Source organism: Pseudomonas sp. AP3_22 TE3818 (assembly GCF_053628995.1).
In genome coordinates this window covers 3837652-3859498 of sequence record NZ_JBRJHL010000001.1, presented here as the reverse complement: position 1 = coordinate 3859498, position 21847 = coordinate 3837652, and the positions used below count along the sequence as shown (strand labels likewise).

General features: G+C 61.5%; 25 protein-coding genes. 8 read left to right on the top strand and 17 right to left on the bottom strand.

Annotated features, from left to right (window positions below; translation table 11 throughout):
• Positions 1 to 144 precede the first annotated feature (144 nt).
• Positions 145 to 1110 (bottom strand): 2-hydroxyacid dehydrogenase, encoded by a 966-nt coding sequence (locus tag AB7M25_RS17365; protein WP_429518833.1) that lies wholly within the window; start codon positions 1108 to 1110, stop codon positions 145 to 147.
• A 141-nt stretch (positions 1111 to 1251) separates the two neighbouring features.
• Between AB7M25_RS17365 and AB7M25_RS17360 the strand changes: the two genes are divergently transcribed.
• Positions 1252 to 1632 (top strand): hypothetical protein, encoded by a 381-nt coding sequence (locus AB7M25_RS17360; RefSeq protein WP_454237712.1) that lies wholly within the window; start codon positions 1252 to 1254, stop codon positions 1630 to 1632.
• Positions 1633 to 1726: 94 nt separating this feature from the next.
• Here the strand turns inward: AB7M25_RS17360 and AB7M25_RS17355 are convergent, their stop codons facing one another.
• Positions 1727 to 2314 (bottom strand): TetR/AcrR family transcriptional regulator, encoded by a 588-nt coding sequence (locus AB7M25_RS17355; protein ID WP_429381777.1) that lies wholly within the window; start codon positions 2312 to 2314, stop codon positions 1727 to 1729.
• A 29-nt stretch (positions 2315 to 2343) separates the two neighbouring features.
• Positions 2344 to 2727, bottom strand: coding sequence for a tautomerase family protein (locus tag AB7M25_RS17350; protein ID WP_104447383.1), 384 nt, complete (start codon positions 2725 to 2727; stop codon positions 2344 to 2346).
• Positions 2728 to 3090: 363 nt separating this feature from the next.
• On the opposite strand from AB7M25_RS17350, the gene AB7M25_RS17345 reads away from it, so the two are divergent.
• On the top strand, positions 3091 to 4371 hold the full coding sequence (locus tag AB7M25_RS17345; protein WP_429382078.1) for a serine/threonine transporter: 1281 nt from the start codon (positions 3091 to 3093) through the stop codon (positions 4369 to 4371).
• Positions 4372 to 4462: 91 nt separating this feature from the next.
• Entirely contained in the window at positions 4463 to 6115 is a 1653-nt protein-coding gene (locus tag AB7M25_RS17340) for a SulP family inorganic anion transporter (RefSeq protein ID WP_454237711.1), read from the top strand.
• A gap of 227 nt (positions 6116 to 6342) precedes the next feature.
• Here AB7M25_RS17340 and acnB read toward each other — a convergent pair whose 3' ends face one another.
• Positions 6343 to 8943: a bifunctional aconitate hydratase 2/2-methylisocitrate dehydratase gene (acnB, locus tag AB7M25_RS17335; RefSeq protein WP_429382345.1), complete on the bottom strand. Its 2601-nt coding sequence runs from the start codon at positions 8941 to 8943 to the stop codon at positions 6343 to 6345.
• A gap of 454 nt (positions 8944 to 9397) precedes the next feature.
• Here acnB and AB7M25_RS17330 point away from each other — a divergent pair, with 454 nt between their 5' ends.
• On the top strand, positions 9398 to 9868 hold the full coding sequence (locus AB7M25_RS17330) for a DUF1289 domain-containing protein (RefSeq protein ID WP_429382083.1): 471 nt from the start codon (positions 9398 to 9400) through the stop codon (positions 9866 to 9868).
• 111 nt (positions 9869 to 9979) lie between these two features.
• On the opposite strand, the gene AB7M25_RS17325 is transcribed toward AB7M25_RS17330, so the two are convergent.
• Positions 9980 to 10843, bottom strand: a complete 864-nt coding sequence (locus AB7M25_RS17325; RefSeq protein WP_429382085.1) for a universal stress protein — start codon at positions 10841 to 10843, stop codon at positions 9980 to 9982.
• Between the two features lie 162 nt (positions 10844 to 11005).
• On the opposite strand from AB7M25_RS17325, the gene miaE reads away from it, so the two are divergent.
• Entirely contained in the window at positions 11006 to 11614 is a 609-nt protein-coding gene (miaE, locus tag AB7M25_RS17320; protein ID WP_429382087.1) for a tRNA-(ms[2]io[6]A)-hydroxylase, read from the top strand.
• A gap of 222 nt (positions 11615 to 11836) precedes the next feature.
• Here the strand turns inward: miaE and AB7M25_RS17315 are convergent, their stop codons facing one another.
• The 9 genes from AB7M25_RS17315 to AB7M25_RS17275 all read right to left on the bottom strand — a co-directional run bounded on the left by AB7M25_RS17315 (position 11837) and on the right by AB7M25_RS17275 (position 15659).
• Positions 11837 to 11959 (bottom strand): hypothetical protein, encoded by a 123-nt coding sequence (locus AB7M25_RS17315; RefSeq protein ID WP_454237710.1) that lies wholly within the window; start codon positions 11957 to 11959, stop codon positions 11837 to 11839.
• Positions 11943 to 12071 (bottom strand): hypothetical protein, encoded by a 129-nt coding sequence (locus tag AB7M25_RS17310; protein ID WP_454237709.1) that lies wholly within the window; start codon positions 12069 to 12071, stop codon positions 11943 to 11945. Before AB7M25_RS17310 ends, AB7M25_RS17315 begins: the two co-directional genes overlap by 17 nt.
• Complete coding sequence (locus tag AB7M25_RS17305) at positions 12055 to 12183, bottom strand: hypothetical protein (protein WP_454237708.1); 129 nt, start codon at positions 12181 to 12183, stop codon at positions 12055 to 12057. The genes AB7M25_RS17310 and AB7M25_RS17305 overlap by 17 nt, the downstream gene beginning before the upstream one ends.
• Entirely contained in the window at positions 12173 to 12295 is a 123-nt protein-coding gene (locus AB7M25_RS17300; RefSeq protein ID WP_454237707.1) for a hypothetical protein, read from the bottom strand. The genes AB7M25_RS17305 and AB7M25_RS17300 overlap by 11 nt, the downstream gene beginning before the upstream one ends.
• A complete protein-coding gene (locus AB7M25_RS17295; RefSeq protein ID WP_454237706.1) occupies positions 12285 to 12407 on the bottom strand; it encodes a hypothetical protein in 123 nt (40 codons plus the stop codon). Before AB7M25_RS17295 ends, AB7M25_RS17300 begins: the two co-directional genes overlap by 11 nt.
• Positions 12391 to 12519 carry a hypothetical protein gene (locus AB7M25_RS17290; protein WP_454237705.1) on the bottom strand — a complete coding sequence of 43 codons (129 nt, stop codon included), beginning with the start codon at positions 12517 to 12519 and terminating at the stop codon, positions 12391 to 12393. Before AB7M25_RS17290 ends, AB7M25_RS17295 begins: the two co-directional genes overlap by 17 nt.
• A 98-nt stretch (positions 12520 to 12617) precedes the next feature.
• Positions 12618 to 14861: a TonB-dependent siderophore receptor gene (locus tag AB7M25_RS17285; protein WP_454237704.1), complete on the bottom strand. Its 2244-nt coding sequence runs from the start codon at positions 14859 to 14861 to the stop codon at positions 12618 to 12620.
• A 108-nt stretch (positions 14862 to 14969) separates the two neighbouring features.
• Complete coding sequence (locus AB7M25_RS17280; RefSeq protein WP_429382091.1) at positions 14970 to 15458, bottom strand: GFA family protein; 489 nt, start codon at positions 15456 to 15458, stop codon at positions 14970 to 14972.
• Positions 15459 to 15503: 45 nt separating this feature from the next.
• Complete coding sequence (locus AB7M25_RS17275) at positions 15504 to 15659, bottom strand: hypothetical protein (RefSeq protein ID WP_429382093.1); 156 nt, start codon at positions 15657 to 15659, stop codon at positions 15504 to 15506.
• A 274-nt stretch (positions 15660 to 15933) separates the two neighbouring features.
• On the opposite strand from AB7M25_RS17275, the gene AB7M25_RS17270 reads away from it, so the two are divergent.
• The 3 genes from AB7M25_RS17270 to AB7M25_RS17260 all read left to right on the top strand — a co-directional run bounded on the left by AB7M25_RS17270 (position 15934) and on the right by AB7M25_RS17260 (position 19143).
• Positions 15934 to 16818, top strand: a complete 885-nt coding sequence (locus AB7M25_RS17270) for a LysR substrate-binding domain-containing protein (RefSeq protein ID WP_102700570.1) — start codon at positions 15934 to 15936, stop codon at positions 16816 to 16818.
• 100 nt (positions 16819 to 16918) lie between these two features.
• Positions 16919 to 18043 carry an agmatine deiminase gene (gene aguA, locus AB7M25_RS17265; protein WP_429393542.1) on the top strand — a complete coding sequence of 375 codons (1125 nt, stop codon included), beginning with the start codon at positions 16919 to 16921 and terminating at the stop codon, positions 18041 to 18043.
• Positions 18044 to 18045: 2 nt separating this feature from the next.
• Positions 18046 to 19143 carry an extracellular solute-binding protein gene (locus AB7M25_RS17260; RefSeq protein WP_454237703.1) on the top strand — a complete coding sequence of 366 codons (1098 nt, stop codon included), beginning with the start codon at positions 18046 to 18048 and terminating at the stop codon, positions 19141 to 19143.
• A 139-nt stretch (positions 19144 to 19282) separates the two neighbouring features.
• Here AB7M25_RS17260 and AB7M25_RS17255 read toward each other — a convergent pair whose 3' ends face one another.
• Genes AB7M25_RS17255 through AB7M25_RS17245 form a run of 3 tightly spaced genes read right to left on the bottom strand, consistent with a single transcriptional unit; the run spans position 19283 to position 21835 of the window.
• Positions 19283 to 19900 carry a DNA-3-methyladenine glycosylase family protein gene (locus AB7M25_RS17255; RefSeq protein WP_454237702.1) on the bottom strand — a complete coding sequence of 206 codons (618 nt, stop codon included), beginning with the start codon at positions 19898 to 19900 and terminating at the stop codon, positions 19283 to 19285.
• 4 nt (positions 19901 to 19904) lie between these two features.
• Complete coding sequence (locus AB7M25_RS17250) at positions 19905 to 20717, bottom strand: isocitrate lyase/PEP mutase family protein (RefSeq protein ID WP_007976284.1); 813 nt, start codon at positions 20715 to 20717, stop codon at positions 19905 to 19907.
• A 35-nt stretch (positions 20718 to 20752) separates the two neighbouring features.
• Positions 20753 to 21835 (bottom strand): bifunctional transcriptional activator/DNA repair enzyme AdaA, encoded by a 1083-nt coding sequence (locus AB7M25_RS17245; protein WP_454237701.1) that lies wholly within the window; start codon positions 21833 to 21835, stop codon positions 20753 to 20755.
• Positions 21836 to 21847: the final 12 nt, after the last annotated feature.

The following is a 21847-nucleotide window of genomic DNA, read 5'->3' as shown; positions in this document are numbered from 1 at the left end:
GCTTATCCCTTCTGCTTATTCTGGAGGCCTGAAACTATTGGCTAATCTAATGCGCACACCCCGCACCCACAACCGCGATCGGCTCTTATAGGTGAGCGTGTTGCCGGCCAATCATTGTTTTTGATACAGCTGTTTGAATTGCCCTCAATGAACGACCTGGCTCCTGGCCGGCGGCAAGTCGATCGGCGTCAGCACCGGTTGGCTGGAGAAAAACGCCACGAGGTTCTTGCCCACCAGTTCGACGGTGCCCTGGGTGGCTTCCGGGGACAGTCCGGCGACGTGGGGCGTGAGGATCACGTTGCTCAGGGTCTTGAGCGCATCCGGCACCTTCGGTTCGGCGTCGAACACATCCAGCGCGGCGCCGGCGATCCGGCGTTGCTCCAGGGCGGTGATCAGGTCGGCGGTGGCAATCACGCTGGCCCGGGCGATGTTGACGATAAAACCCTGGGGACCCAAGGCGTCGAGGACCTGGCGATTGATCAGGTGCTTGGTGCCCAGGCCGCCGGGCGTGGCGAGGATCAGGTAGTCCGAGGCGCGCGCCAGTTCGGTCGGGGTCGAGTAGAACGTGTAGGGCACATCGCTGCGACGTTGACGGTTGTGATAGCAGATACTCATGTCGAAGCCGGCACCGGCACGTTTGGCGATGGCCATGCCGACTGCGCCGAGGCCGAGGATGCCCAGGCGTTTGCCGGCGAGGGAAGGGCGCATGATCTTCGGCCACTCGCCGCGCCGAACGGCGGCATCACAGCGAGGCACGTCGCGTACCAGCGACAGCAGCAGCGCCATGGCATGGTCGGCGACGGACGAGGCGTTGACCCCGGCACCATTGGTGACGGTGATGCCCCGGTCGGCGGCGGCCTGCAGGTCGACGTGTTCATAGCCGGCGCCGATCACACAGATGATCTTGAGTTTGGGCAGCGCGGCGATTTCATCGGCATACAGCCCCAATGGTCCACGGGTCAGGACGGCGTCGATCTGCCCGGCGTGGCGGGCGATGGCTTCGGCGCGCTCGGCGGGCGTCGGGGCCAGTATCAGGTGGAAGCCCTGATGTTCGAGGATAGGCAGGTAATCATTGATGGTTTCAACCAGTACCAGAACGGTTACAGGCATGCTTGGCTCCCTGTGGGCATCGAAAAATCGGCTCGAACGTCGCTTGAGATTGCTGATTTCAGGATAGCTTGGCAACCGCCGGCGATCGCTGCCTGCGCCATTTCAAGTGGAACTGCGTGTGTAGGAGCTGGCTTGCCAGCGATGGTCGTTAACGATAACGCGTGTGATCTGGATAAACGTGGCGCACTTGAATCCATCGCCAGCAGGCTGGCTCCTACAGTTTTAGCGTGGGCGCGGTCCTTTGTAGGAGCTGGCTTGCCAGCGATGGTCGTTAACGATAACGCGTGTGATCTGGATAAACGTGGCGCACTTGAATCCATCGCCAGCAAGCTGGCTCCTACAGTTGCAGCGTGGGCACGGTCCTTTGTAGGAGCTGGCTTACCAGCGATGGTCGTTAACGATAACGCGGGTGAGCTGGATGAACGCGGCGCGCTGGAGTCCATCGCCAGCAGGCTGGCTCCTACAGTTGCAGCGTGGGGCACGGTCCTTTGTAGGAGCTGGCTTGCCAGCGATGGTCGTTAACGATAGCGCGTGTGATCTGGATAAACGCGGCGCGCTGGAGTCCATCGCCAGCAAGCTGGCTCCTACGGTTTCCCGGGAATGCGTGAAGAACCTTTTATTTCGACGCTGAGAGTGCTGCCCGCGCAGCCTCGAGAATTTCATCCGACAGTGGATCGCCGCGGGTCGCCCGGGACAACATCAGCGCGCCGAACATTAGCGAATACTGCACCAGCGCCTGCTGCCGTTTGTCGGCTTCGTCTTCGGTGTCGAGCAGTGAGCCCAGGGAGTCGAGCAGGTTGTTCAGGCCCTGCAGATAGGTTTGACGCAAACCGCTCTCGGCGGCCTCGTGGCACATGTCCCCGGCAAAGGCCACCACCGGGCAGCTGTCACCCGGATTATCCCGGCTTTCGTTGGACAGGTACGTTCCGACCACGGCGCGGCGGGCGGTGTCCTTGCTCTCCTGAGCGGCCACCCGCGCTTGCCAACGTTGCGCGGCCTGCTCGAAGGCCCGGCCACTGGCCTCTTGCGCCAAGGCTTCGCGGGATTCGAAGTGCCCGTAGAAGCCGCCGTGGGTCAGGCCCGCGGCGGCCATCACATCGACCACGCTGATCCCGTGCAAGCCGCGTTCGCGGAACAGCCGTGTGGCGGCATCGACAATGGTCTCGCGGTTGAGGTCGGCTTGTTTGCGGGATACGCGTGGCATGGGTCACTCTCGGGTCTGCAGGTTGAGCATCAGAGGGCGTATTGGGCAATTCCGTTGCCGAACGACCAGTTCTCTTTTTTAACTTCCACCAGATTGATGAAAACGTCCTCCATGCGCACGGCCAGCTCTGTGTGAAGGCTTTCGGCGATGGTTTTGTAGAGGTTTTTTTTCTGCTCGACGGTTCTCCCCTCGCTCATGGTGATCTGGATCACCACCAACTGGTCCGTGCGGTCGATACCCAGGTAACCGGGATCAAAGATGAAATGCTGCTCATCGTGTTCGGCGAGTATCTGGAAATTATCATTCTCCGGCACACCGATGGTGCTGTGCATGGCGGCGTAGATCAATTGGCCGATGCGTTTGGCGTGGGTGGGGTCCTGATGTTTTTTGATGTCGACGCGAACCAGTGGCATGGGAAGACTCCAGTAGGAATGCAGGTTGTTTAAAAATACATGATGGCGGACCTTTATCAAGTGCGGATTGCGCTTTGGCGATCAAGTGCCAGTGCCTGAATCACCGCATTCCCCTGTAGGAGCCGGCTTGCCGGCGAAGGCGGCCTTGAGCCTTGCGCCGATCTTTCAGGCGCCTTCGCTGGCAAGCCAGCTCCTACAGGGTTTTTTTCGTCAACCTGGTACCACCGTTCCTCACCTAAGTCTTTGCTTCTGTTCACTAATCCTCCAGAATCGCGCCCCTGTTCCGGTCAGGGCGCTGCCTGTCGGGTATTCCGACGCGTTCTGACCGGGTGGCAAGTGACCGGAATGTGGAGATCCCACCGGATGAATGATCAGGCCAATAGCGTCAACAAACGCTATGTAGCAGCAACACCCGCAACGCTTTCGAGCTGGAATCGCCAGGACACCACGTGGATGCTGGGCCTGTTTGGCACGGCGATTGGTGCGGGCACCCTGTTTTTGCCGATCAATGCGGGCCTCGGCGGTTTCTGGCCGCTGCTGATCCTGGCGTTGCTGGCGTTCCCGATGACGTTCTACGCGCACCGCGGGCTGACCCGTTTTGTGTTGTCCGGTCGCGAAGGCGCCGATATCACTGAAGTGGTGGAAGAGCATTTCGGCATCAAGGCCGGTGCGCTGATCACCTTGCTGTACTTCTTCGCCATTTTCCCGATCCTGCTGATCTACAGCGTGGCCCTGACCAACACCGTGGGCAGCTTCCTCGAGCATCAACTGCACATCACGCCGCCACCGCGCGCCGTGCTGTCGCTGGTGCTGATCCTCGGCCTGCTGGCGGTGGTGCGTTGCGGTGAGCAACTGATCGTCAAGGCCATGAGCCTGATGGTCTATCCGTTCATCGTCGCCTTGCTGTTCCTGGCGGTGTACCTGGTTCCGCACTGGAACGGCGGCATCCTGACCACCGCCAGCAGCGTGCCGGCACCCTCGGCGCTGTTGCACACTCTATGGCTGGCGATTCCGGTGATGGTGTTCTCGTTCAACCATTCGCCGATCATCTCGGCCTTCGCCGTGGACCAGAAGCGTCGCTACGGCGATCACGCCGAGGAGCGCAGCTCGCAGATCCTGTCCCGGGCGCACCTGTTGATGGTGGTGATGGTGCTGTTCTTCGTCTTCAGTTGCGTGCTGACCCTGTCGCCAGCGCAACTGGCTGAAGCCAAGGCGCAGAACCTGTCGATCCTGTCGTACCTGGCCAACCACTTCAGCAATCCGACCATCGCCTTCGCCGCACCGTTGATTGCCTTCGTGGCCATCTCCAAGTCGTTCCTGGGGCACTACATCGGCGCCAGCGAAGGTCTCAAGGGGCTGATCGTCAAGAGCGGCAAGCGTCCGTCCGCCAAGGCCCTGGACCGCATGACCGCCGCGTTCATGCTGGTGGTGTGCTGGATCGTCGCCACGCTGAACCCGAGCATCCTGGGCATGATCGAAACCCTCGGTGGCCCGGTGATCGCGGCGATCCTGTTCCTGATGCCGATGTACGCCATTCGCAAAGTGCCGGCGATGGCACGCTATCGCGGTCAGGCGTCCAACGTCTTCGTGACGGCGGTGGGCCTGGTGGCGATTACCGCGTTGATCTACTCGCTGACGGCATGATCGACCGGCCTGCTCGCGCAGGGCCGGATTGACAGCTACAGTGGCCGCTGCACGTACGTGCAGCGGCTTTTTTTCGCCTGGAGACATTGGATTGTCGAGCGCCCCCAACGCAAATCCCACCGAACAACCCAACCGCTGGCAGGACCTGTTGGCCGGGTTGTCGATAGCCGGCCTGTTGTTGCCCGAAGCCGTCGCTTATTCAAGCATCGCCGCAGTGGCGCCCCAGGCCGGGGTGATCGCCTTGTTTGCCGGGTTGTTGTGCTATGGCCTGTTCGGTACCAGCCGTTTTGCCATTGTCTCGGCGACTTCCTCATCAGCCGCCGTGCTGGCCGCTGCCACCGCGACCCTGGCCGATGGCGATCCGCAATTGCGCTCGACCCTGGCCATCGGTCTGGTACTGATGACCGGGGCGTTTTTCCTGCTGGCCGGGCTGTTCAAACTCGGCAGCGTGACCTCGTTCATCGCCAAGCCGGTGCTGCGCGGCTTTGCCTTTGGCCTGGCGCTGACCATCATTCTCAAGCAGGTCGCCAGCGTGGTTGGCGTGCATTTGACCGAAGCCAACCTGGTGGGTTTTCTGCCGCAATTGCTGGAACAACTGCCGCAATGGAACTGGGCCGCAGCCACGGTCGGTGCCGTCGCATTGGCCTTGTTATGGCTGTTCGCGCGGTTTCGGCGCCTGCCGGGTGGTTTGCTGGTGGTGGTGATCGGCATCGCGGCGGGGCAGTGGCTGGACCTGCCGGCCCATGGCGTGAAGCTGATCGGCTTGATCGACCTGAGCCTGGAGGTGCCGAAGCTGCCGGTGCTGCCGTTTGCCGACTGGTTGCGTGTGGGTGAGTTGGCGTTCGCCATGGTGATGATTCTGTATGCCGAGTCGTATGGCTCGATCAGTGCCTATGCGCTCAAGCACGGTGATCGCGTCACCTCGAACCGAGACCTGCTGGCACTGGGGGCTTCCAACCTGCTGTCCGGACTGTTCCACGGCATGCCGGCGGGCGCGGGGTATTCGGCGACGTCGGCCAATGAGGCCGCCGGTGCCACTTCACGCCTGGCCGGGATCGTGGCGGCGCTGGTGGTGCTGCTCATTGTCCTGACGGTGCTGCCGTATATCGCCCTGACGCCGGAACCGATTCTCGCCGCCATCGTTATCCATGCCTTGGGGCGTGGCTTGAGCCTGCAGCCGCTGGGACGCTATTTCATCTGGCGCCGTGACCGCTTGCTGGTGATCTGCGCCGTGGGGGCGGTATTGCTACTGGGTGTGCTGGACGGCTTGCTGGTGGCGGTGGCGATCAGTGTGTTGCTGATGCTCAAGCAACTGTCGGCGGCGGATATCCAGATTCTCGGGCGCATCGATGGCGGTCACGACTTTGTCGACCTGCAACGCCATCCAACGGCGCAAGCCGTGCCTGGCGTGTTGATCGTGCGGCCGGGTGAGGCGTTGTTCTTTGCCAATGTCGAGCGGATTCTCGGCGCTGCCTTGCACTTGATCCGGCATTCGCAAACGCCGATTCATACGGTGATTCTCAGTCTGGAGGAGTCGCCGGATCTGGATGGCACCAGCATTGAGGCGTTGCAGGCGTTTTTTGTGCATGTGCATCAGGAAGGCCAGTGCCTGATCCTGGCGCGTCTGAAGGACGAGGCACAAGCGGCGTTGGCGACGTTGCCGCAGGTGGGGGCTAACGGGGTGGTGCTGAGTGGGTTGAGTGTGGATGGTGCGGTGAAACAGGCCCTCGAGCTGAGCACATGACCGCTGGGTGCAGGCCTTTGTGGCGAGGGGGCTTGCCCCCGTTCGGCTGCGAAGCAGTCGTAAATTCGGTAAACACTGTTTAGCCATGGAAATACCGGGGCCGCTGCGCGCCCCAACGGGGGCAAGCCCCCTCGCCACAAAAAGCTCTCACTTCACTGGCGAGTTTTCAGGCATAAAAAAACGCCGCTCATCTCACGATGGGCGGCGTTCTTCATTGCTTTGTAACGTTAGGCTTGAACGACCGGGATGTTGGCGTTCGCAGCCGCTTCACGGAACTCGGCGATCTGGTCGAAGGACAGGTAGCGGTAGACATCGGCCGCCATGCTGTCGATCTTGCCAGCGTATTCCATGTACTCCTCGACGGTCGGCAGGCGACCCAGGATGGAAGCCACGGACGCCAGCTCAGCCGAAGCCAGGTAGACGTTCGCGCCGTCACCCAGACGGTTCGGGAAGTTACGGGTCGAAGTCGACACAACGGTCGAGTTCGGCTCTACACGTGCCTGGTTACCCATGCACAGCGAGCAGCCCGGCATTTCCATGCGCGCGCCGGCCTTGCCGTAGATGCCGTAGTAGCCTTCTTCGGTCAGCTGGTGAGCGTCCATCTTGGTCGGCGGCGACAGCCACAGACGGGTTGGCAGCTGACCCTTGACCTGTTCCAGCAACTTGCCGGCAGCGCGGAAGTGACCGATGTTGGTCATGCACGAACCGATGAACACTTCGTCGATCTTCTCGCCAGCAACGCTGGAGAGCAGGCGAGCGTCGTCCGGGTCGTTCGGCGCGCAGAGCACAGGCTCTTTGATGTCGGCCAGGTCGATCTCGATGACTTCAGCGTATTCGGCGTCCTTGTCCGCTTCCAGCAGCTCAGGGTTGGCCAGCCAGGCTTCCATCGCTTGAGCGCGACGTTCCAGAGTACGTGCATCGCCGTAGCCTTCGCCGATCATCCAGCGCAGCAGGGTGATGTTGGACTGCAGGTATTCGGCAATCGACTCTTTGGACAGCTGGATGGTGCAACCGGCAGCCGAACGTTCAGCCGAGGCGTCAGACAGTTCGAACGCTTGCTCTACGGTCAGCTTAGGCAGACCTTCGATCTCCAGGATGCGACCGGAGAAGGCGTTCTTCTTGCCTTTCTTCTCTACGGTCAACAGGCCAGCCTGGATCGCGTAGTAAGGAATGGCGTGAACCAGGTCACGCAGGGTGACGCCTGGCTGCAGTTCGCCTTTGAAGCGAACCAGGATCGACTCAGGCATGTCCAGCGGCATGACGCCAGTGGCTGCGGCGAACGCAACCAGACCGGAACCGGCCGGGAACGAGATGCCGATCGGGAAACGGGTGTGGGAGTCACCACCGGTACCGACGGTGTCTGGCAGCAGCATGCGGTTCAGCCACGAGTGGATGATGCCGTCGCCCGGACGCAGGGAAACGCCGCCACGGGTCATGATGAAGTCAGGCAGGGTGTGGTGGGTGGTCACGTCGATCGGCTTTGGATAAGCCGCGGTGTGGCAGAAGGACTGCATCACCAGATCGGTCGAGAAGCCCAGGCACGCCAGGTCTTTCAGTTCGTCACGGGTCATTGGACCGGTGGTGTCCTGGGAACCCACGGTGGTCATCTTCGGTTCGCAGTAGGTGCCCGGACGAACGCCGGTCACGCCGCAAGCCTTGCCGACCATTTTCTGCGCCAGGGTGAAACCCTTGGTGCTTTCAGCCGGTGCTTCCGGCTTCTTGAACAGGGTCGAAGGTGGCAGACCCAGCTCGGCGCGAGCCTTCTCGGTCAGGCCACGGCCGATGATCAGCGGAATACGGCCGCCGGCACGAACTTCGTCCAACAGGACCGGGGTCTTCATTTCGAAGGTGGTCAGGACTTCGTCGGTGCCGTGTTTGCAGACTTTGCCAGCATGCGGGTACAGGTCGATCACGTCGCCCATGTTCATGTTGGAAACGTCGAATTCGATTGGCAGTGCGCCAGCATCTTCCATGGTGTTGTAGAAGATCGGAGCGATCTTGTTGCCGAAGCAGAAACCGCCGGCACGCTTGTTCGGCACGTAAGGAACGTCGTCGCCGAAGAACCACAGTACGGAGTTGGTCGCCGATTTACGCGAAGAACCGGTACCGACCACGTCGCCGACGTAGGCGATCGGGAAGCCGGCGTTGCGCATTTCTTCGATCTGCTTCATCGGACCGGTGACGCCTTGTGCGTCCGGCACAATGCCGTCGCGCGCCATTTTCAGCATGGCCAGGGCGTGCAGCGGGATGTCCGGGCGGGACCAGGCATCCGGAGCAGGGGACAGGTCGTCGGTGTTGGTTTCGCCGGAGACCTTGAACACGCGCAGGCTGATCTTGTCGGCCAGGGTAGGGCGCTTGACGAACCACTCGCCGTCAGCCCAGGACTGCAGCACGCCTTTGGCGTGAACGTTGCCGTTCTTGGCTTTTTCCGCGACGTCGTGGAAGGCATCGAACATCAGCAGGGTGTGCTTGAGTTCTTCGGCAGCTACTGGCGCCAGTTCGGCATCGTCCAGCAGGTTTACCAGGGTCACGATGTTGTAGCCGCCCTGCATGGTGCCGAGCAGTTCAACAGCGCGCTTCTTGTCGATCAGGGGGGATTTGGCTTCGCCCTTGGCGATGGCGGACAGGAAGCCAGCCTTGACATAGGCTGCTTCGTCCACTCCAGGCGGAACGCGATTGGTGATCAGGTCAACGAGGAATGCTTCTTCGCCAGCCGGGGGATTTTTCAGCAGCTCGACCAGGCCTGCAGTTTGTTCGGCGTTTAGCGGCTGGGGAACGATACCCAGTGCTGCGCGCTCTTCGATATGTTTGCGGTAGGCTTCAAGCACAGTTATTACCCTCATCAGTGGTCCCAAATGGGTGTCCGGGACGCTCATCCCGAAATTGCCGTACTCATGCGCTGCATGGCGTTGTGAGCCACTTAGCCAGAATTACCGACAATTCCTTACAGAAGCTGCTTTCAAAGTTTTACGCCTGCAGAACGGGAGCTGATGAGGGTTGGCGTTGGGCTTTTCCCCGCTGGAAAAACCCCTCGCCAACACCGCTCTGAAGGAACGACTGTGCTCGTGACGCTTTGAAAACAGCTTCTAACGGACATTGGCGCCTAAAAAGGCAGGCTGATTCTACGGCAAAAAAAAATTTAAGGTAAGTCAGGTTTTATTGGACTTTGGTGGCGGCCGGTAAACGCCGATTTACCCATGGCCCTGAACTTTGAGGGGTGATCAATGGTGGACAAAGGTCTAACATGCCGGCCTGTTCTGCTTTTTCGCGTTTTGCCTACCTATGCCCAATCAGACCATCAAGACGCCGTGCGTCGGCCTTTGCTCCACTGTTTACGGTGACTTGGTGTGCCGTGGCTGCAAGCGTTTCCACCACGAAGTGATCCACTGGAACGGTTACAACGAGGAGGAGAAGCGCGCTGTATGGCTGCGTCTGGAGCAATTGCTGTCGCAAGTGATGGCCGCCAAGGTGGAGATTTTCGATCCGGCGCAGCTGCGGATGCAGCTGGAGCAACGCAAGATCCGTTTCGTGCCCCATCAGTCGGAATATTGCTGGGCCTACCAGTTGATCGCCCGGGGGGCGCGGGTGATCAACAACCTGGAAGCCTATGGAATGGTGTTGCTGCCGGAGTTTCGCGACTGGAACCTGCCGGAATTGCGCGATGCCATTGATCGGGAATTTTTCCTGCTCTCCGAGGCGCATTACCAGCGCTACATTGCGCCGGGGTTCCTGAGGGATGCGTTTGAAGGCTGATTTTTAAAAGCTTCGCGAGCAAGCCCGCTCCCACAGGGGATTTGCGTCGTTCACAAATCCTCTGTGGGAGCGGGCTTGCTCGCGAAGACGGCCTTTCAATCACCACATATCTCAATGCTTGCCGGCAATTTCCTCAAGATGATCCTCGATCTCCTGCGGCTTGAGCACCAATACGTCACTTTCAACCGAATCGAGCACCACTTCCGCCGTATTGCCGATCAACGCCCCTGACAACCCGCTACGGGCCACGGTGCCGATGACGGTCACGGCCGCCTGCAGCTTGTGCACCATGAACGGAATCAACACGTCCGCCGGGCCTTCCTCGATGTGCAGGTGATCATCGTCGATGTCGAACTCGGCCTGGAACGACTTGCATTGCTCGCGGTAGCGCGCCTGGATGGTTTCGCTGAGTTGAAACGTCGGGTCGGCCGACGACAGCATCGGCGACGGGTGGGCGCTGATCACGTGCAAATGGGCCTTGGCCAGGGTTGCGATTTCATAACCATGATTGATGATGGTGTTGTGCAGGTGGCGGTGTTCGAGGTCGGTGTTGCCGACGTCGATGGCTGCCAGTATCACTTTGTCTTTCCATGAACCAGCGGTTTTCACCAGCAGTACCGGGGAAGGGCATTGGCGCAGCAATTTCCAGTCTTCGGGTGTCAGCAGGGCCTTTTTCAGGGCGCTGTCGGGAAAGTGCTGCTTCACCACAAGACCGCAGCCTTCGGCTTGCTGCACCTCGACGATGGTTTGATGCAGGCTCTGGTTCCAGGCCTGCTCAGTGGTGACGCTGAAGCCATCCTCCGTCAAAGCGGCCTTGAGCACACTCAACAGGCTACTGTGATCATGCTTGGGGTCGCACACCAGCAGATGCAACTGTGCCTGGGTCACGCCGGCGATCAGCTTCGCCCGTTTGAGCGCGAGGCTTTCGGAGTGTTCGGGGTCTATGACCACCAGAATGCTGCGTACGGCTTGCATGAGCGTGATCTCCTGAAAATTAAAAAGCACGGCGTTGCACAACTATAGTTGCTGTCTGCGATTCGGGGACTTGATGCATATCAATGGTTGGCGACTGGTGGTCTGCGGGCAGGCCGGTATAATCGGCGCCCTTCGTTTTGAACCTATTTGTCCGTGAGCCCCATGATCCTTCCCGAAATTCACGAGTTCCTTGGCTGCCGCACCCCCGACGGCTGGGTTCAAGCCGCGCTGGCCGATCAGGAAACCTTGCTGATCGACCACAAGAACTGCGAATTCAAGGCCGCCAGCACCGCGTTGAGCCTGATCGCCAAGTACCATTCCCACGTCGACCTGATCAACATGATGTCGCGCCTGGCCCGGGAAGAACTGGTGCACCACGAGCAGGTCATGCGCCTGATGAAGCGCCGCAAGATTGCGCTGCGCCAGCTGTCCGCCGGGCGTTATGCATCGGGCTTGCGCAAGGTGGTGCGCAGTCACGAGCCGGTGAAACTGGTGGACACCTTGGTGGTGGGCGCATTCATCGAGGCCCGCAGTTGTGAGCGTTTCGAAGCGCTGGTGCCGCATCTGGATGAAGAACTGGGCAAGTTCTATTTCGGCCTGCTCAAGAGCGAGGCCCGGCATTTCCAGGGTTACCTGAAACTGGCCTACCTGTATGGCGACGCCAGGGACATCGCCCAAGTGATCGACAAGGTCCGCGCCGCCGAACAGGAACTGATCGAATCCCCGGATGTGGAATTCCGTTTCCATAGCGGCGTACCGGCCGCGGCATAATCACGCAATCCCGGGAAACTGTAGGAACAGCCGGTCGACGCTCGATTGCTGGCGATGGACTCAAGTGCGCCGCGTTCCTCCTGTTCACACGCATTATCGTTGACGACCATCGCGGGCAAGCCAGCTCCCACAAGGGACCGTGCCCACGCTGAAACTGTAGGAGCCAGCCTGCTGGCGATGGACTCGAGTGCGCCGCGTTTATCCAGGTCTCCCGCGTTATCGTTAACGACCATCGCTGGCAAGCCAGCTCCTACAGTAGACCGTGTCTGTAGGAGCCAGCCTGCTGGCGATGGACTCGAGTGCGCCGCGTTTATCCGGTTCACCCGCGTTATCGTTGACGACCATCGCTGGCAAGCCAGCTCCTACAGTAGACCGCGTCTGTAGGAGCCAGCCTGCTGGCGATGGACTCGAGTGCGCCGCGTTTATCCGGTTCACCCGCGTTATCGTTGACGACCATCGCTGGCAAGCCAGCTCCTACAGTAGACCGCGTCTGTAGGAGCCAGCTTGCTGGCGATGGACTCGAGTGCGCCGCGTTTATCCAGGTCTCCCGCGTTATCGTTAACGACCATCGCTGGCAAGCCAGCTCCTACAGTAGACCGCGTCTGTAGGAGCCAGCCTGCTGGCGATGGACTTGAGTGCGCCGCGTTTATCCGGTTCACCCGCGTTATCGTTAACGACCATCGCTGGCAAGCCAGCTCCTACAGTAGACCGCGTCTGTAGGAGCCAGCCTGCTGGCGATGGACTCGAGTGCGCCGCGTTTATCCGGTTCACACGCGTTATCGTTGACGACCATCGCTGGCAAGCCAGCTCCTACAGTAGACCGCGTCTGTAGGAGCCAGCCTGCTGGCGATGGACTCGAGTGCGCCGCGTTTATCCGGTTCACACGCGTTATCGTTGACGACCATCGCTGGCAAGCCAGCTCCTACAAGTGTCCTCCAAACCAGTGAAAGTCCCCCCCAAAAAAAACCGGCCTTTCTGGCCGGTTTTTTTCAGGTGCCCAGCTTCAGAAATCCCACGTGGTGGTCAGCATCACGTTGCGTGGTTCGCCGTAATACGTGGTGTCGAAGTTGCCCAGGCCTGTCAGGTAGCGTTTGTCGAAAACGTTGTTGGCGTTGACGGTGAAGCTCAGGTTCTCGTTGAACTGGTAGCGGCTCATCAGGTCGACGAGGGTGTATCCGCCTTGCTTGATGCGGGTGTAGTCGCCCACGGTCGGGCTGTAGATCTTGCCGTAGAACGCGCTCTGCCAGCTGATACCGCCGCCGATGGTCACCTTGTCCAGTGCGCCGGGCAGGCGGTAGGTGGTGAACGTACGCACGACGTGTTCCGGTTTGCTGGTGGACAGCGGGAAGCCGAAGATGCGCTGTTCATCGGCGTCACGGGTGCGGGCGTAGGTGTAGCCGGCCGACACGTTCCAGCCTTCGGCCAATTCACCGGCCAATTCCAGCTCCACGCCTTTGGTGGTCGCGCCGTCGACGGCCTTGTAGATGCCTTCGTTGGTCACCGCGTTGGTGCCGATCGATTCAGCGAGGTTGTCTTGCTCGATGTGGAAGAAGGCCAGGCTGGCATTCAGGCGCCCGTCGAAGTAGGCGGCTTTCAGGCCGGCTTCGTAGCTGTCGCCTTCGACCGGTGCCAGGGTCGAACCGTTGATGTCCTTGTAGGTTTGCGGCTGGTAGATGCTGGTGTAGCTGGCGTAGACCGAGTAGGTGTCGTCCAGGTCATAGACCACACCGGCATAAGGCGTGACCACGCCATGTTCCTTGTAGCTGGCATGGGTGTCATCGAGTCCCGCACCCGGATAGTACGAATAGTCTTCGTTGTACTTGAAGGTGCTCAAGCGGCTGCCGAGGATGATCGACAGGTCATCGGTCGCGTGCAGGCGCGTGGCCAGGTACAGGCCGTTCTGGCTTTGGGTGCGTTCGTACTTGCCGTTCTTCGGGAAGTCCTGTTCCGGCAGATCACCGTTCCAGTCGTAGATGCTCCCCGGGACCATGGCGAAGGCACTGGTGTCGAAGGTCGCGCCGGTCTGGCGCGAGTGGGAGGCCATGAAGCCGGCCACCAGTTCATGCTCGCGGCCACCCAGGGAGAAGGGGCCGGTGACGTTCACGTCAGCGGTGTTTTGCACCCGATGACCTTCCCAGCGACCCCAGTACAGGAACATGCCTTCACCGGTGGCACGGTCCGGGTTGCCGCCACTGGCCGAGGCCAGGCGAGTGTCGTGATCGGTGGTTTTCTGGTCGACAGTGGCCTTGAACGTCCAGTCGTTGGCCAGGGCCTGTTCCAGGGAGGCGAAGTAGGTGATGTCGTCGAAGTCGCGACGACTCCAGTCGGCGCCCGGGTTGAAGTGACGCGGGAAGTCGGTACGGCCGCCGTCCGAGAAGTACACCGGGTTGCCGGTCCAGGACGAGCCGCGCGGGGTGGCGCTGGACTTGTCGATGCCGAAGGTCAGCAGGGTGTCGGGTGTCAGGTCGGCTTCGAGGATGCCGTAGAACAGGTCCTTCTTCTGGCTGTAGTGATCCTGGTAGGCGTTCTTGTCGGAATAAGCGCCGACAAAGCGGCCACGCACGCTGCCGGAATCGTTCAGCGAACCGGAAATGTCGCCGACGCTGCGATAGGCATCCCACGATCCGACGGTCCCGCTGATCGAGGCCTTGAATTCCTTGGTCGGCTTCTTGCGGATCAGGTTGACGGTGGCGGCCGGGTCGCCCGAACCGGTCATCAGGCCGGTCGCACCCTTGACGATTTCGATGCGGTCCAGGCTGGAGGCGTCGTCGCCATTGCTGGGATTCTCACCGTAGACGCCGTCATACGGGATGTTGATGCCGTCGAACTGGAAGTTGGTGATGGCAAAGCCACGGGCGGAAAACTCGGTGCGGTCACTGTCGTACTTCTGCGTCGAAATGCCGGGGGTGTTGCGTAGCGCGTCGCCGATGGTCTGCACGCCGCGGTCGTCCATCTGCTGGCGGGTGATGACAGTCACCGATTGCGGCGTTTCGCGGATCGACAGGGGCAGGCCGGTGGCCGAAGACGTTGAACCGGTGGTGTAGGAGTGGGTGCCTTCGGTGGTGGCGCCCAGCGCCTGGGCGGAAATGGTCGTTGCGCCCAGTTGCAGTACGCCGTCGTCCTTGGCCGGCTTCTTCTGGGCATCGGTTTCAGCGGCGTGGGCAGTGAGGCTCAGCAGGGCGGCGGGCAGGGCCAGCGCCAGAGGGCACAAGGCAAAACGGAAACGGGCGACAAGCGGGTGCGACATGGGGATCCCTTTGCATCGAATCGATCGGTAGTTGAAGTGCTTCTGAGGGGTTAACCGAACGAAAAATGCAAAGGGGAACTGTCGCCTGAAAAAAATTGATAATTATTCTCAGCGAGCCAGGCCGAGACGCTGATGCCACTGGGCGATGGATTCCTCAGGGTACAGATCGAACTGCTGATCCCCGGGCTGTGCCTGGACCTCCACCCACGGCGCTTTCGAGCCGAGCATCAGGTGCGTGTGCTCCGGAGGCACCGGCAGCGGCGTGTCGATGGCAGAGGCGAACGGATGAATCAATTCTGGCCACTGCGGGCTGAACAGCCACAGGCCCGAGCCGCAGACCGCACAGAAATGCCGCTCGGCGGTGCTGCTGTGAGCGCGTTTGTCGCCTGCTTCCTTGAGCCGCGCATGGTAAATCGCGATGTGCTTGCGCCCGCGCACCTTGAGGCTGGCGGCATCGCCACCGAGGTTGATCGCATAGCCGCCACCGCCCTGGGTCTTGCGGCAGATCGAGCAGTAGCAACGCTGGTAGGGGTAGGGGTGGGCGCAGGTCAGGCTGAACGACACCGCGCCGCAATGGCAGGAACCTTCGAGTTGCATGGGAGCCTCCGGCTGTCTTGAGCGTACCCGGGACAGCCTAGACCGTTAGCGTGACTCGACAGGCACCAGAATCGTGTCGCCGGTCGCCACCAGTTTCAACTGGTCGCCGGTTTGCGCGAACAACTCGGCGCGGGTCACTTCGAAGCCGGCCCAGCGGTTGAAGGCCGAGGTCGAGTTGATCTGTTTGAGTGTGTCGAGCATGGTGGATCCCTCCGGTTGAGTGTCCAACATGCGCCGGGTGCGGGTGGATGTCATGGTCCATAAGGGAAGGTGATGGGCGGGTGGGTTTGTGGTGAATGGGCCGGCCTCATCGCTGGCAAGCCAGCTCCCACAGTGGATCGAAGTGCACAAAATCTGTATTTGCCACGGCCCCCTGTGGGAGCTGGCTTGCCAGCGATGAACGATAACGCGGTCCCACTGGACGCCTGCCAAACGCCAAGTCAGCATGTCCACCTCGAAACCGGGACACGACCTGATGCGACGATTACCTTCCCTGGCAGCCCTGCGAACCTTCGAATGCGCCGCCCGCCATGCCCATTTCGGCCGGGCGGCGGCCGAGTTGTGCGTCACCGACAGCGCGGTCAGCCATCAGATTCGCCAGCTCGAGGAGCAGCTCGGTGTGCCGCTGTTCGTGCGCGAAGGCCGGCAGATTCGCCCGACCCTGGCCGCCGGGCGCCTGATGCAGAGTTTGCAGCAGGCGTTCGAATTGATTGGCGATGCCTGCGATGAATTGCGCGATCCTTCATCGCTCGCGGTGCTGCGCCTGGCGGTGACCGCCGAGCTGGCGCAAAAGTGGCTCATGAGCCGTCTCACGGATTTCTATGCGCGCTATCCGCACATCACCCTGCATCTGTACGAACAACCGATCGATGCGACGGCCCCGGGGGAAGACATCGACCTGGCGATCACCTACGGCACCGGCCCGGTGGACAGCAGCGCGTATTTCGTCCGGCCGCTGCCGGCGTTGCAATTCTTCCCGGTGTGCAGCCCCGGCCTGTTCAACCAGGGCTCGCTGAAAACCCCGAAAGACCTGGCCCGGCATTGCCTGCTGCACGACGACCAGGACGGCAAGACCTGGACCGCGTGGCTCACCAGCCATGCCGGCGACCAGCGCCCCGACCGCCAGCTGTATTTCGCCCACGCCGGGCTGGCGCTGGAGGCGGCGGCGCAAGGGCAGGGCGTGGCCATGGGCGACAACCTGACGGCCCAGGAAGATTTGCTCAGCGGCCGCCTGGTACGGCCGTTTACGTCGAGCATGACTGCCCTGGGCCAATACGCGCTGGTGTGCGAACGGGTGCGGCTGGAGCGTCCGGCCGTGGCGCAGATGCTGGAATGGTTCAACGATCAATTGCTCGATTGATGAGTTGAATTCAAGTATTCCGAAATAATCATCGTTGGCGAGCCCGTCACCAACGCCCTTAGCCTGTGGTCATTCCAATCCCTGCTGAAGAGGTTTGACCATGGCCCGTTTGCTCGACACCACCCCCAAACAGGACGGTTTCCGTCTGCCCGGCGAATTCGAAGCCAAGTCCGGTTGCTGGCTCGGCTGGCCGGAGCGCACCGACGTCTGGCGCAACGGTGCCAAGCCTGCGCAGAAAGTCTGGGTGCAGATCGTCACCGCCATTTCCATGAGCGAACCGGTCACCGTGTGCGCCTCGGCGGCACAGTTCGCCACCGCGCGCCGCCAGTTGCCGCCGCAGGTGCGTGTGGTGGAAATGACCTGCAACGACACCTGGTTCCGCGACAGCGGCCCGTGCTTCGTGGTCAATGACCAGAGCGGCGAAGTGCGCGGCGTCGACTTTGAATTCAATGCCTACGGCGGGCTCGACGGCGGCCTGTACTACCCGTGGGACAAGGACGACCAGATCGCGAGCAAGATCCTCGAAATCGAACGTTTCGACCGCTATCGCGCCCCCTTGATTGCCGAACTGGGCGGCATCCAGAGCGACGGTCAGGGCAGCATCCTCACCACCGAGCAATGCCTGCTCAATCGCAACCGCAACCAGCATCTGGGCAAGGACGAAGTCACCCGTCGCCTGACCGATTACCTCGGCGCCGAGCAGGTGATCTGGTTGCCGCGGGGCTGCAAGTTCGACGAAACCGATGGTCACGTCGACGACCTCGCCTGCTTCGTGCGCCCCGGTGAAGTGGTGCTGCAATGGACCGACAATCGCGCCGACCCGCAGTGGGAAATCTATCAGGAAGCCTATGACATCCTGCGCAGCACCCGCGACAGCCGCGGCCGCGAGCTGATTGTGCACAAGCTGCCGCAGCCGGATGTGCTGGAATGGACGGCCGAAGAAGCCGAAGGGCTGGACCAGCAGGACAGCACCCATACCCGTCAGGCCGGGACGAAGATCTGCGCGTCGTACATCAACTACTACGCCGGCAACAGCGCCATCGTGGTGCCGCTGTTTGGTGATCGCAACGACAAGGTGGCGCTGGCGACCCTGGCCGAGCTGTTTCCGAAACACAGCATCGTCGGCATCGAAAACTCCCGGGAAATCCTCCTCGGCGGCGGCAACGTCGCGTGCATCACCATGCCGCAGTACGCCGGCACTGCTTGCAACAAAAAGGGAGTCTGACCATGGGCCTGCACAAACTGACTCAAGCAATACTGCTGGTGCTTGCACCCCTGTGTGTGCAGGCCGCCGACACCGCCAGACCGGTGGTCAACCTGTACATCTGGGGCGAGTACCTGGCCCCGGACACCTTGAAGAATTTCGAGGAAAAAACCGGCATCCATGTAGTGGTCGATCATTTCGATTCCCTGGAAACCGTCGAGACCAAGCTGCTCACCGGCCGCAGTGGCTACGACCTGGTGTTGACGGCGGGGCAGCACCTGTCGCGCGCCATCGAGAGTGGCGCGGTGCAGACGGTCGACAAGCAGCAACTGCCGCATTTCGCCGGCGTCGGCGAGGAATTCCGCCAGCACATGGCGGTGTTCGATCCGGGCAACCGCTATGCCGGGATCTACGCCTGGGGCACCACGGGCGTGGGTTATCAGGAACAGGCCGTGAAACAGCGCCTGCCCGACGCACCGACCGACAGTTGGGCGATGCTGTTCGACCCGGCTGTGGTCTCGAAATTCGCCGATTGCGGGGTCAGCCTGCTCAACGATCCCAATGAAGTGTTCGCGGCGGTCATGAAGTACATGGGGCTGGACATCAACCGCCAGAACCTCGACGACCTGAAACTCGCCGAGCAGCAACTGGCGAAGATTCGGCCGTACATTCGCTACTTCGACAACGACCTGAACATCAGCGACCTGGCCAACGGCAACACCTGCGTGGCGATGTCGTGGAACGGCAACGTGGGCATCGCGGCGGGCCAGGCCGAGGCGGCGGGCAAACCCTATTCGCTCCAGTACCGGATTCCGAAGGAGGGCACGTTGATCTGGTTCGATGCCATGGTCATTCCCAAGGATGCGCCGCATCCAAAGGCCGGCCTGGCATTGATGGACTACCTGATGACCCCGGAAGTGATCGCGCCGATCACCGATACCATCCATTACGCCAATGCGATCACGGCGGCGGATGGCTTGATCGACCCGGCGATTCGCAATGATCCGGGGACGTACCCGACGGCCGCGGTCAAGGCTTCGCTGTACAGCAAGAATGACAATGGCAAGGCGTTCAACCGGGCGTTGATTCGGGCGTTCAGTCGGTTGAAGTCGGGGTTGTGATGGGTTTTGGATAATGTGTTGAATGGGCCGACGCCATCGCTGGCAAGCCAGCTCCCACAGTGTCCGAGTCGTACACAAAATATGTGTATGCCGCTTAACCTGTGGGAGCTGGCTTGCCAGCGATGAACGATAACGCGGTTTACCGCCCGGGCACCCGCCATAAATACCAGGCCGCCACCGTCCGGTAAGGGCTCCATGCCGAGCCGATCTCGATCATCTGCTTGCGCGTTGGCTGCACCTGGAGCCCCTTGAGCCGGCGATACCCCTCACGCACGCCAAAGTCATCGGCCGGCAGGATGTCCGGGCGTTCCAGGCTGTAGATCAGCAGCATCTCCACGGTCCAGCGCCCGACGCCGCGCAACGTGATCAACCGCTCGATCAATGCTTCATCGTCCATGGCCAGCGCCGTGGCGTAATCCGGTACCACACCGTCCAGCGATGCCTGGGCGATACCCTGAATGGTCGCGATCTTGTTCGCGGAAAACCCGCAACTGCGCAATCGGTCGAAATCCGTGGCGACGATCTGTTCAGGCCGGGGAAAGGCACCCGAACCGAACAGCGCCAGCAGCCGCCCGACAATCGCATCGCCGGCCTTGGCGTGCAGTTGCTGATAGGCAATCGCCCGCACCAGCGACTCATAGGGATCACGCGCCGCATGCGGCTGGTGCAGGCACGGGCCGATGGTGTCGATGTGGCGACGCCAGTCGTCATCGATGGCGGCCAGGAATTCACGGGCCGCCTGATAGCCCTCGGTCATGGGCTCAGGCTTTCCCGGACGGTTTCAACAGGGCGTTGATTTCGCCATAGGTGAAAGCCTTCAGGTTGTGGCTGTCGAACTTGCCGGTTTGCAGAAAGCTTTGGGCGATGCCGGCCATGGCACCGTAGAGGAATTCGGCGATGCCGGAACCGGCGCTCAGACGGCGTACGCCGAGCGCTTCTAGCGCTTCGGGCGACGGCAGGCCCGGGAACCCCAGCACATTCAATGGCAGCGAGGTGCCGTGGCACAGCGCCTTGATCTCGTACTCGGCGGTAACGCCCGCCGCAAACAGGCCATTGGCACCGGCGGCCTGATACAGCGCGGCGCGCCTGAGGGTTTCGGCGACGCGGTCTTCGGCAGGCACCAGGCCGCGCAGGTAGACATCGGTGCGCGCATTGATGAACAGGTTCACGTTACGTCGATCGGCCACCTGGCGCGCGGTTTCAATCTTGCGTACCAGCAACTCCGGCGGCGAGGAACCGTCTTCGATATTGATCCCGACCGCGCCGGCGGCGATCACCGCGTCAACCACCTGTGCCACCCGTTCCAGGTCATCGGAGTAACCGGCCTCGATGTCCACGGTCAGCGGCACCGAAATGACCCGGGCAATCGACTCGACGGTCGAGACCAGGCGCTCAAGGGGCAGGGTGTTGCCGTCCGGGTAGCCATGCACCCAGGCCACCGCGGCGCTGCTGGTGGCGACCGCCTTGTTGCCCAGTTGCTCCACCAGTCGCGCCCCGGCGGCATCGGCGACGTTGGTGAGGATCAGCAAACCTTCGTGATGCAGTTGGTGCAGTTGATTGTCGAGCCTGTCCATCGAGTGTCCTTCCTTATGAAAAGCCTGTGGGGGGATCAGAGCGTCAACTGCTCCGTGAGCTGCACCGCAGCGTTTTCCAGCCTGAGCAGAAACGCCTTGCGCGGCTGGCCTCCAGCGTAGCCGGTCAGCGAGCCGTCGGCGCCGATCACGCGGTGGCACGGCACGACAATCGATAAGCGGTTATGCCCGTTGGCCAGGCCCACCGCCCGGCTGGCACCGGGCTTGCCCAACGTCGCGGCAAGGGTGCCGTAGGTGGTGGTCTGGCCGTAGGGGATCTTCGCCAGTTCAGCCCAGACGCGGCGGGAGAACTCGCTGCCGGGCATGTGCAGGGCAACGCTGAACTCCGTCAGCGTCCCGGCGAAGTACGCCGACAATTGCGCTTCGATCTGCTGTAAATGGGTGTTGTGCCCCGGGGCCACGGCGTAACCGAAACGGTTTTGCAGCGCTTGGACCGAAGGGGTCAGTGAGGCCTGATCGAGAAACTCCAGCAACACCAGCCCGCGCCGTTCGGCCATGGCGATCATCGGCCCCAGCGGCGTGGTCAGGCGCGTGAACAGCAGCGGCTCGCTGTTGGCCGCGCGGCCCGGGGTGATGTGAAACGACTTTTGAAAGGCATCGCGAAAGCCGCTCAGGGACTCGTAGCCGGAATCGAAGGCGACGTCGTCGATGGAATCGCCCTGTTTGATCCCGCCCAACGCCATACCCAGGCGCCGGGCGCGCAGCCACGCGTGGAAGGTCATGCCGAAATGCTGCTTGAACCAGCGGCGCAGTTTCAGCGGCTCGATGCCTGCGGCCAGTAGCTGGGCGTCGGTCCAGCGCTGCTCCGGGTCGGCGTCTACCGATTTGAACACCTTCTGCACCCAGTCCGGCGCGCTGGCGGCGGTGTCCAGCGGTTTGCAGCGCAGGCAGGCGCGGTAGCCCGCCGCGAGGCATTGCTCGACGTTGGCAAAGAACTCGACATTCTCAGGCTTCGGGCTGCGAGCGGTGCAGCCGGGGCGGCAGAAGATGCCGGTGGTCTTGACCGCCGTGAAGAACACGCCCTCGTAGGAGGTGTCTCGTGCGAGCATGGCGCGAACCATCTCGGCGCGGGGCGGGAGCAGCGTTTTTTGTAGGTTCATGGGCGCAGCATA

Excerpts from the sequence above, each read along its gene's own strand:
- AB7M25_RS17300 (WP_454237707.1), bottom strand. The coding sequence starts at position 12,295 with ATGGTCGTTAACGATAACGCGGGTGAACCGGATAAACGCGGCGCACTC.
- AB7M25_RS17365 (WP_429518833.1), bottom strand. The coding sequence starts at position 1,110 with ATGCCTGTAACCGTTCTGGTACTGGTTGAAACCATCAATGATTACCTG.
- AB7M25_RS17310 (WP_454237709.1), bottom strand. The coding sequence starts at position 12,071 with ATGGTCGTCAACGATAACGCGGGTGAACCGGATAAACGCGGCGCACTC.
- miaE (WP_429382087.1), top strand. The coding sequence starts at position 11,006 with ATGATCCTTCCCGAAATTCACGAGTTCCTTGGCTGCCGCACCCCCGAC.
- AB7M25_RS17275 (WP_429382093.1), bottom strand. The coding sequence starts at position 15,659 with ATGCTCGACACACTCAAACAGATCAACTCGACCTCGGCCTTCAACCGC.
- AB7M25_RS17330 (WP_429382083.1), top strand. The coding sequence starts at position 9,398 with ATGCCCAATCAGACCATCAAGACGCCGTGCGTCGGCCTTTGCTCCACT.
- AB7M25_RS17345 (WP_429382078.1), top strand. The coding sequence starts at position 3,091 with ATGAATGATCAGGCCAATAGCGTCAACAAACGCTATGTAGCAGCAACA.
- aguA (WP_429393542.1), top strand. The coding sequence starts at position 16,919 with ATGGCCCGTTTGCTCGACACCACCCCCAAACAGGACGGTTTCCGTCTG.
- AB7M25_RS17280 (WP_429382091.1), bottom strand. The coding sequence starts at position 15,458 with ATGCAACTCGAAGGTTCCTGCCATTGCGGCGCGGTGTCGTTCAGCCTG.
- AB7M25_RS17355 (WP_429381777.1), bottom strand. The coding sequence starts at position 2,314 with ATGCCACGCGTATCCCGCAAACAAGCCGACCTCAACCGCGAGACCATT.
- AB7M25_RS17290 (WP_454237705.1), bottom strand. The coding sequence starts at position 12,519 with ATGGTCGTCAACGATAACGCGTGTGAACCGGATAAACGCGGCGCACTC.
- AB7M25_RS17325 (WP_429382085.1), bottom strand. The coding sequence starts at position 10,843 with ATGCAAGCCGTACGCAGCATTCTGGTGGTCATAGACCCCGAACACTCC.
- AB7M25_RS17250 (WP_007976284.1), bottom strand. The coding sequence starts at position 20,717 with ATGGACAGGCTCGACAATCAACTGCACCAACTGCATCACGAAGGTTTG.
- AB7M25_RS17260 (WP_454237703.1), top strand. The coding sequence starts at position 18,046 with ATGGGCCTGCACAAACTGACTCAAGCAATACTGCTGGTGCTTGCACCC.
- AB7M25_RS17305 (WP_454237708.1), bottom strand. The coding sequence starts at position 12,183 with ATGGTCGTTAACGATAACGCGGGAGACCTGGATAAACGCGGCGCACTC.
- AB7M25_RS17315 (WP_454237710.1), bottom strand. The coding sequence starts at position 11,959 with ATGGTCGTCAACGATAACGCGGGTGAACCGGATAAACGCGGCGCACTC.
- AB7M25_RS17295 (WP_454237706.1), bottom strand. The coding sequence starts at position 12,407 with ATGGTCGTCAACGATAACGCGTGTGAACCGGATAAACGCGGCGCACTC.
- AB7M25_RS17350 (WP_104447383.1), bottom strand. The coding sequence starts at position 2,727 with ATGCCACTGGTTCGCGTCGACATCAAAAAACATCAGGACCCCACCCAC.
- AB7M25_RS17285 (WP_454237704.1), bottom strand. The coding sequence starts at position 14,861 with ATGTCGCACCCGCTTGTCGCCCGTTTCCGTTTTGCCTTGTGCCCTCTG.
- AB7M25_RS17245 (WP_454237701.1), bottom strand. The coding sequence starts at position 21,835 with ATGAACCTACAAAAAACGCTGCTCCCGCCCCGCGCCGAGATGGTTCGC.
- AB7M25_RS17360 (WP_454237712.1), top strand. The coding sequence starts at position 1,252 with ATGGTCGTTAACGATAACGCGTGTGATCTGGATAAACGTGGCGCACTT.
- AB7M25_RS17255 (WP_454237702.1), bottom strand. The coding sequence starts at position 19,900 with ATGACCGAGGGCTATCAGGCGGCCCGTGAATTCCTGGCCGCCATCGAT.
- AB7M25_RS17270 (WP_102700570.1), top strand. The coding sequence starts at position 15,934 with ATGCGACGATTACCTTCCCTGGCAGCCCTGCGAACCTTCGAATGCGCC.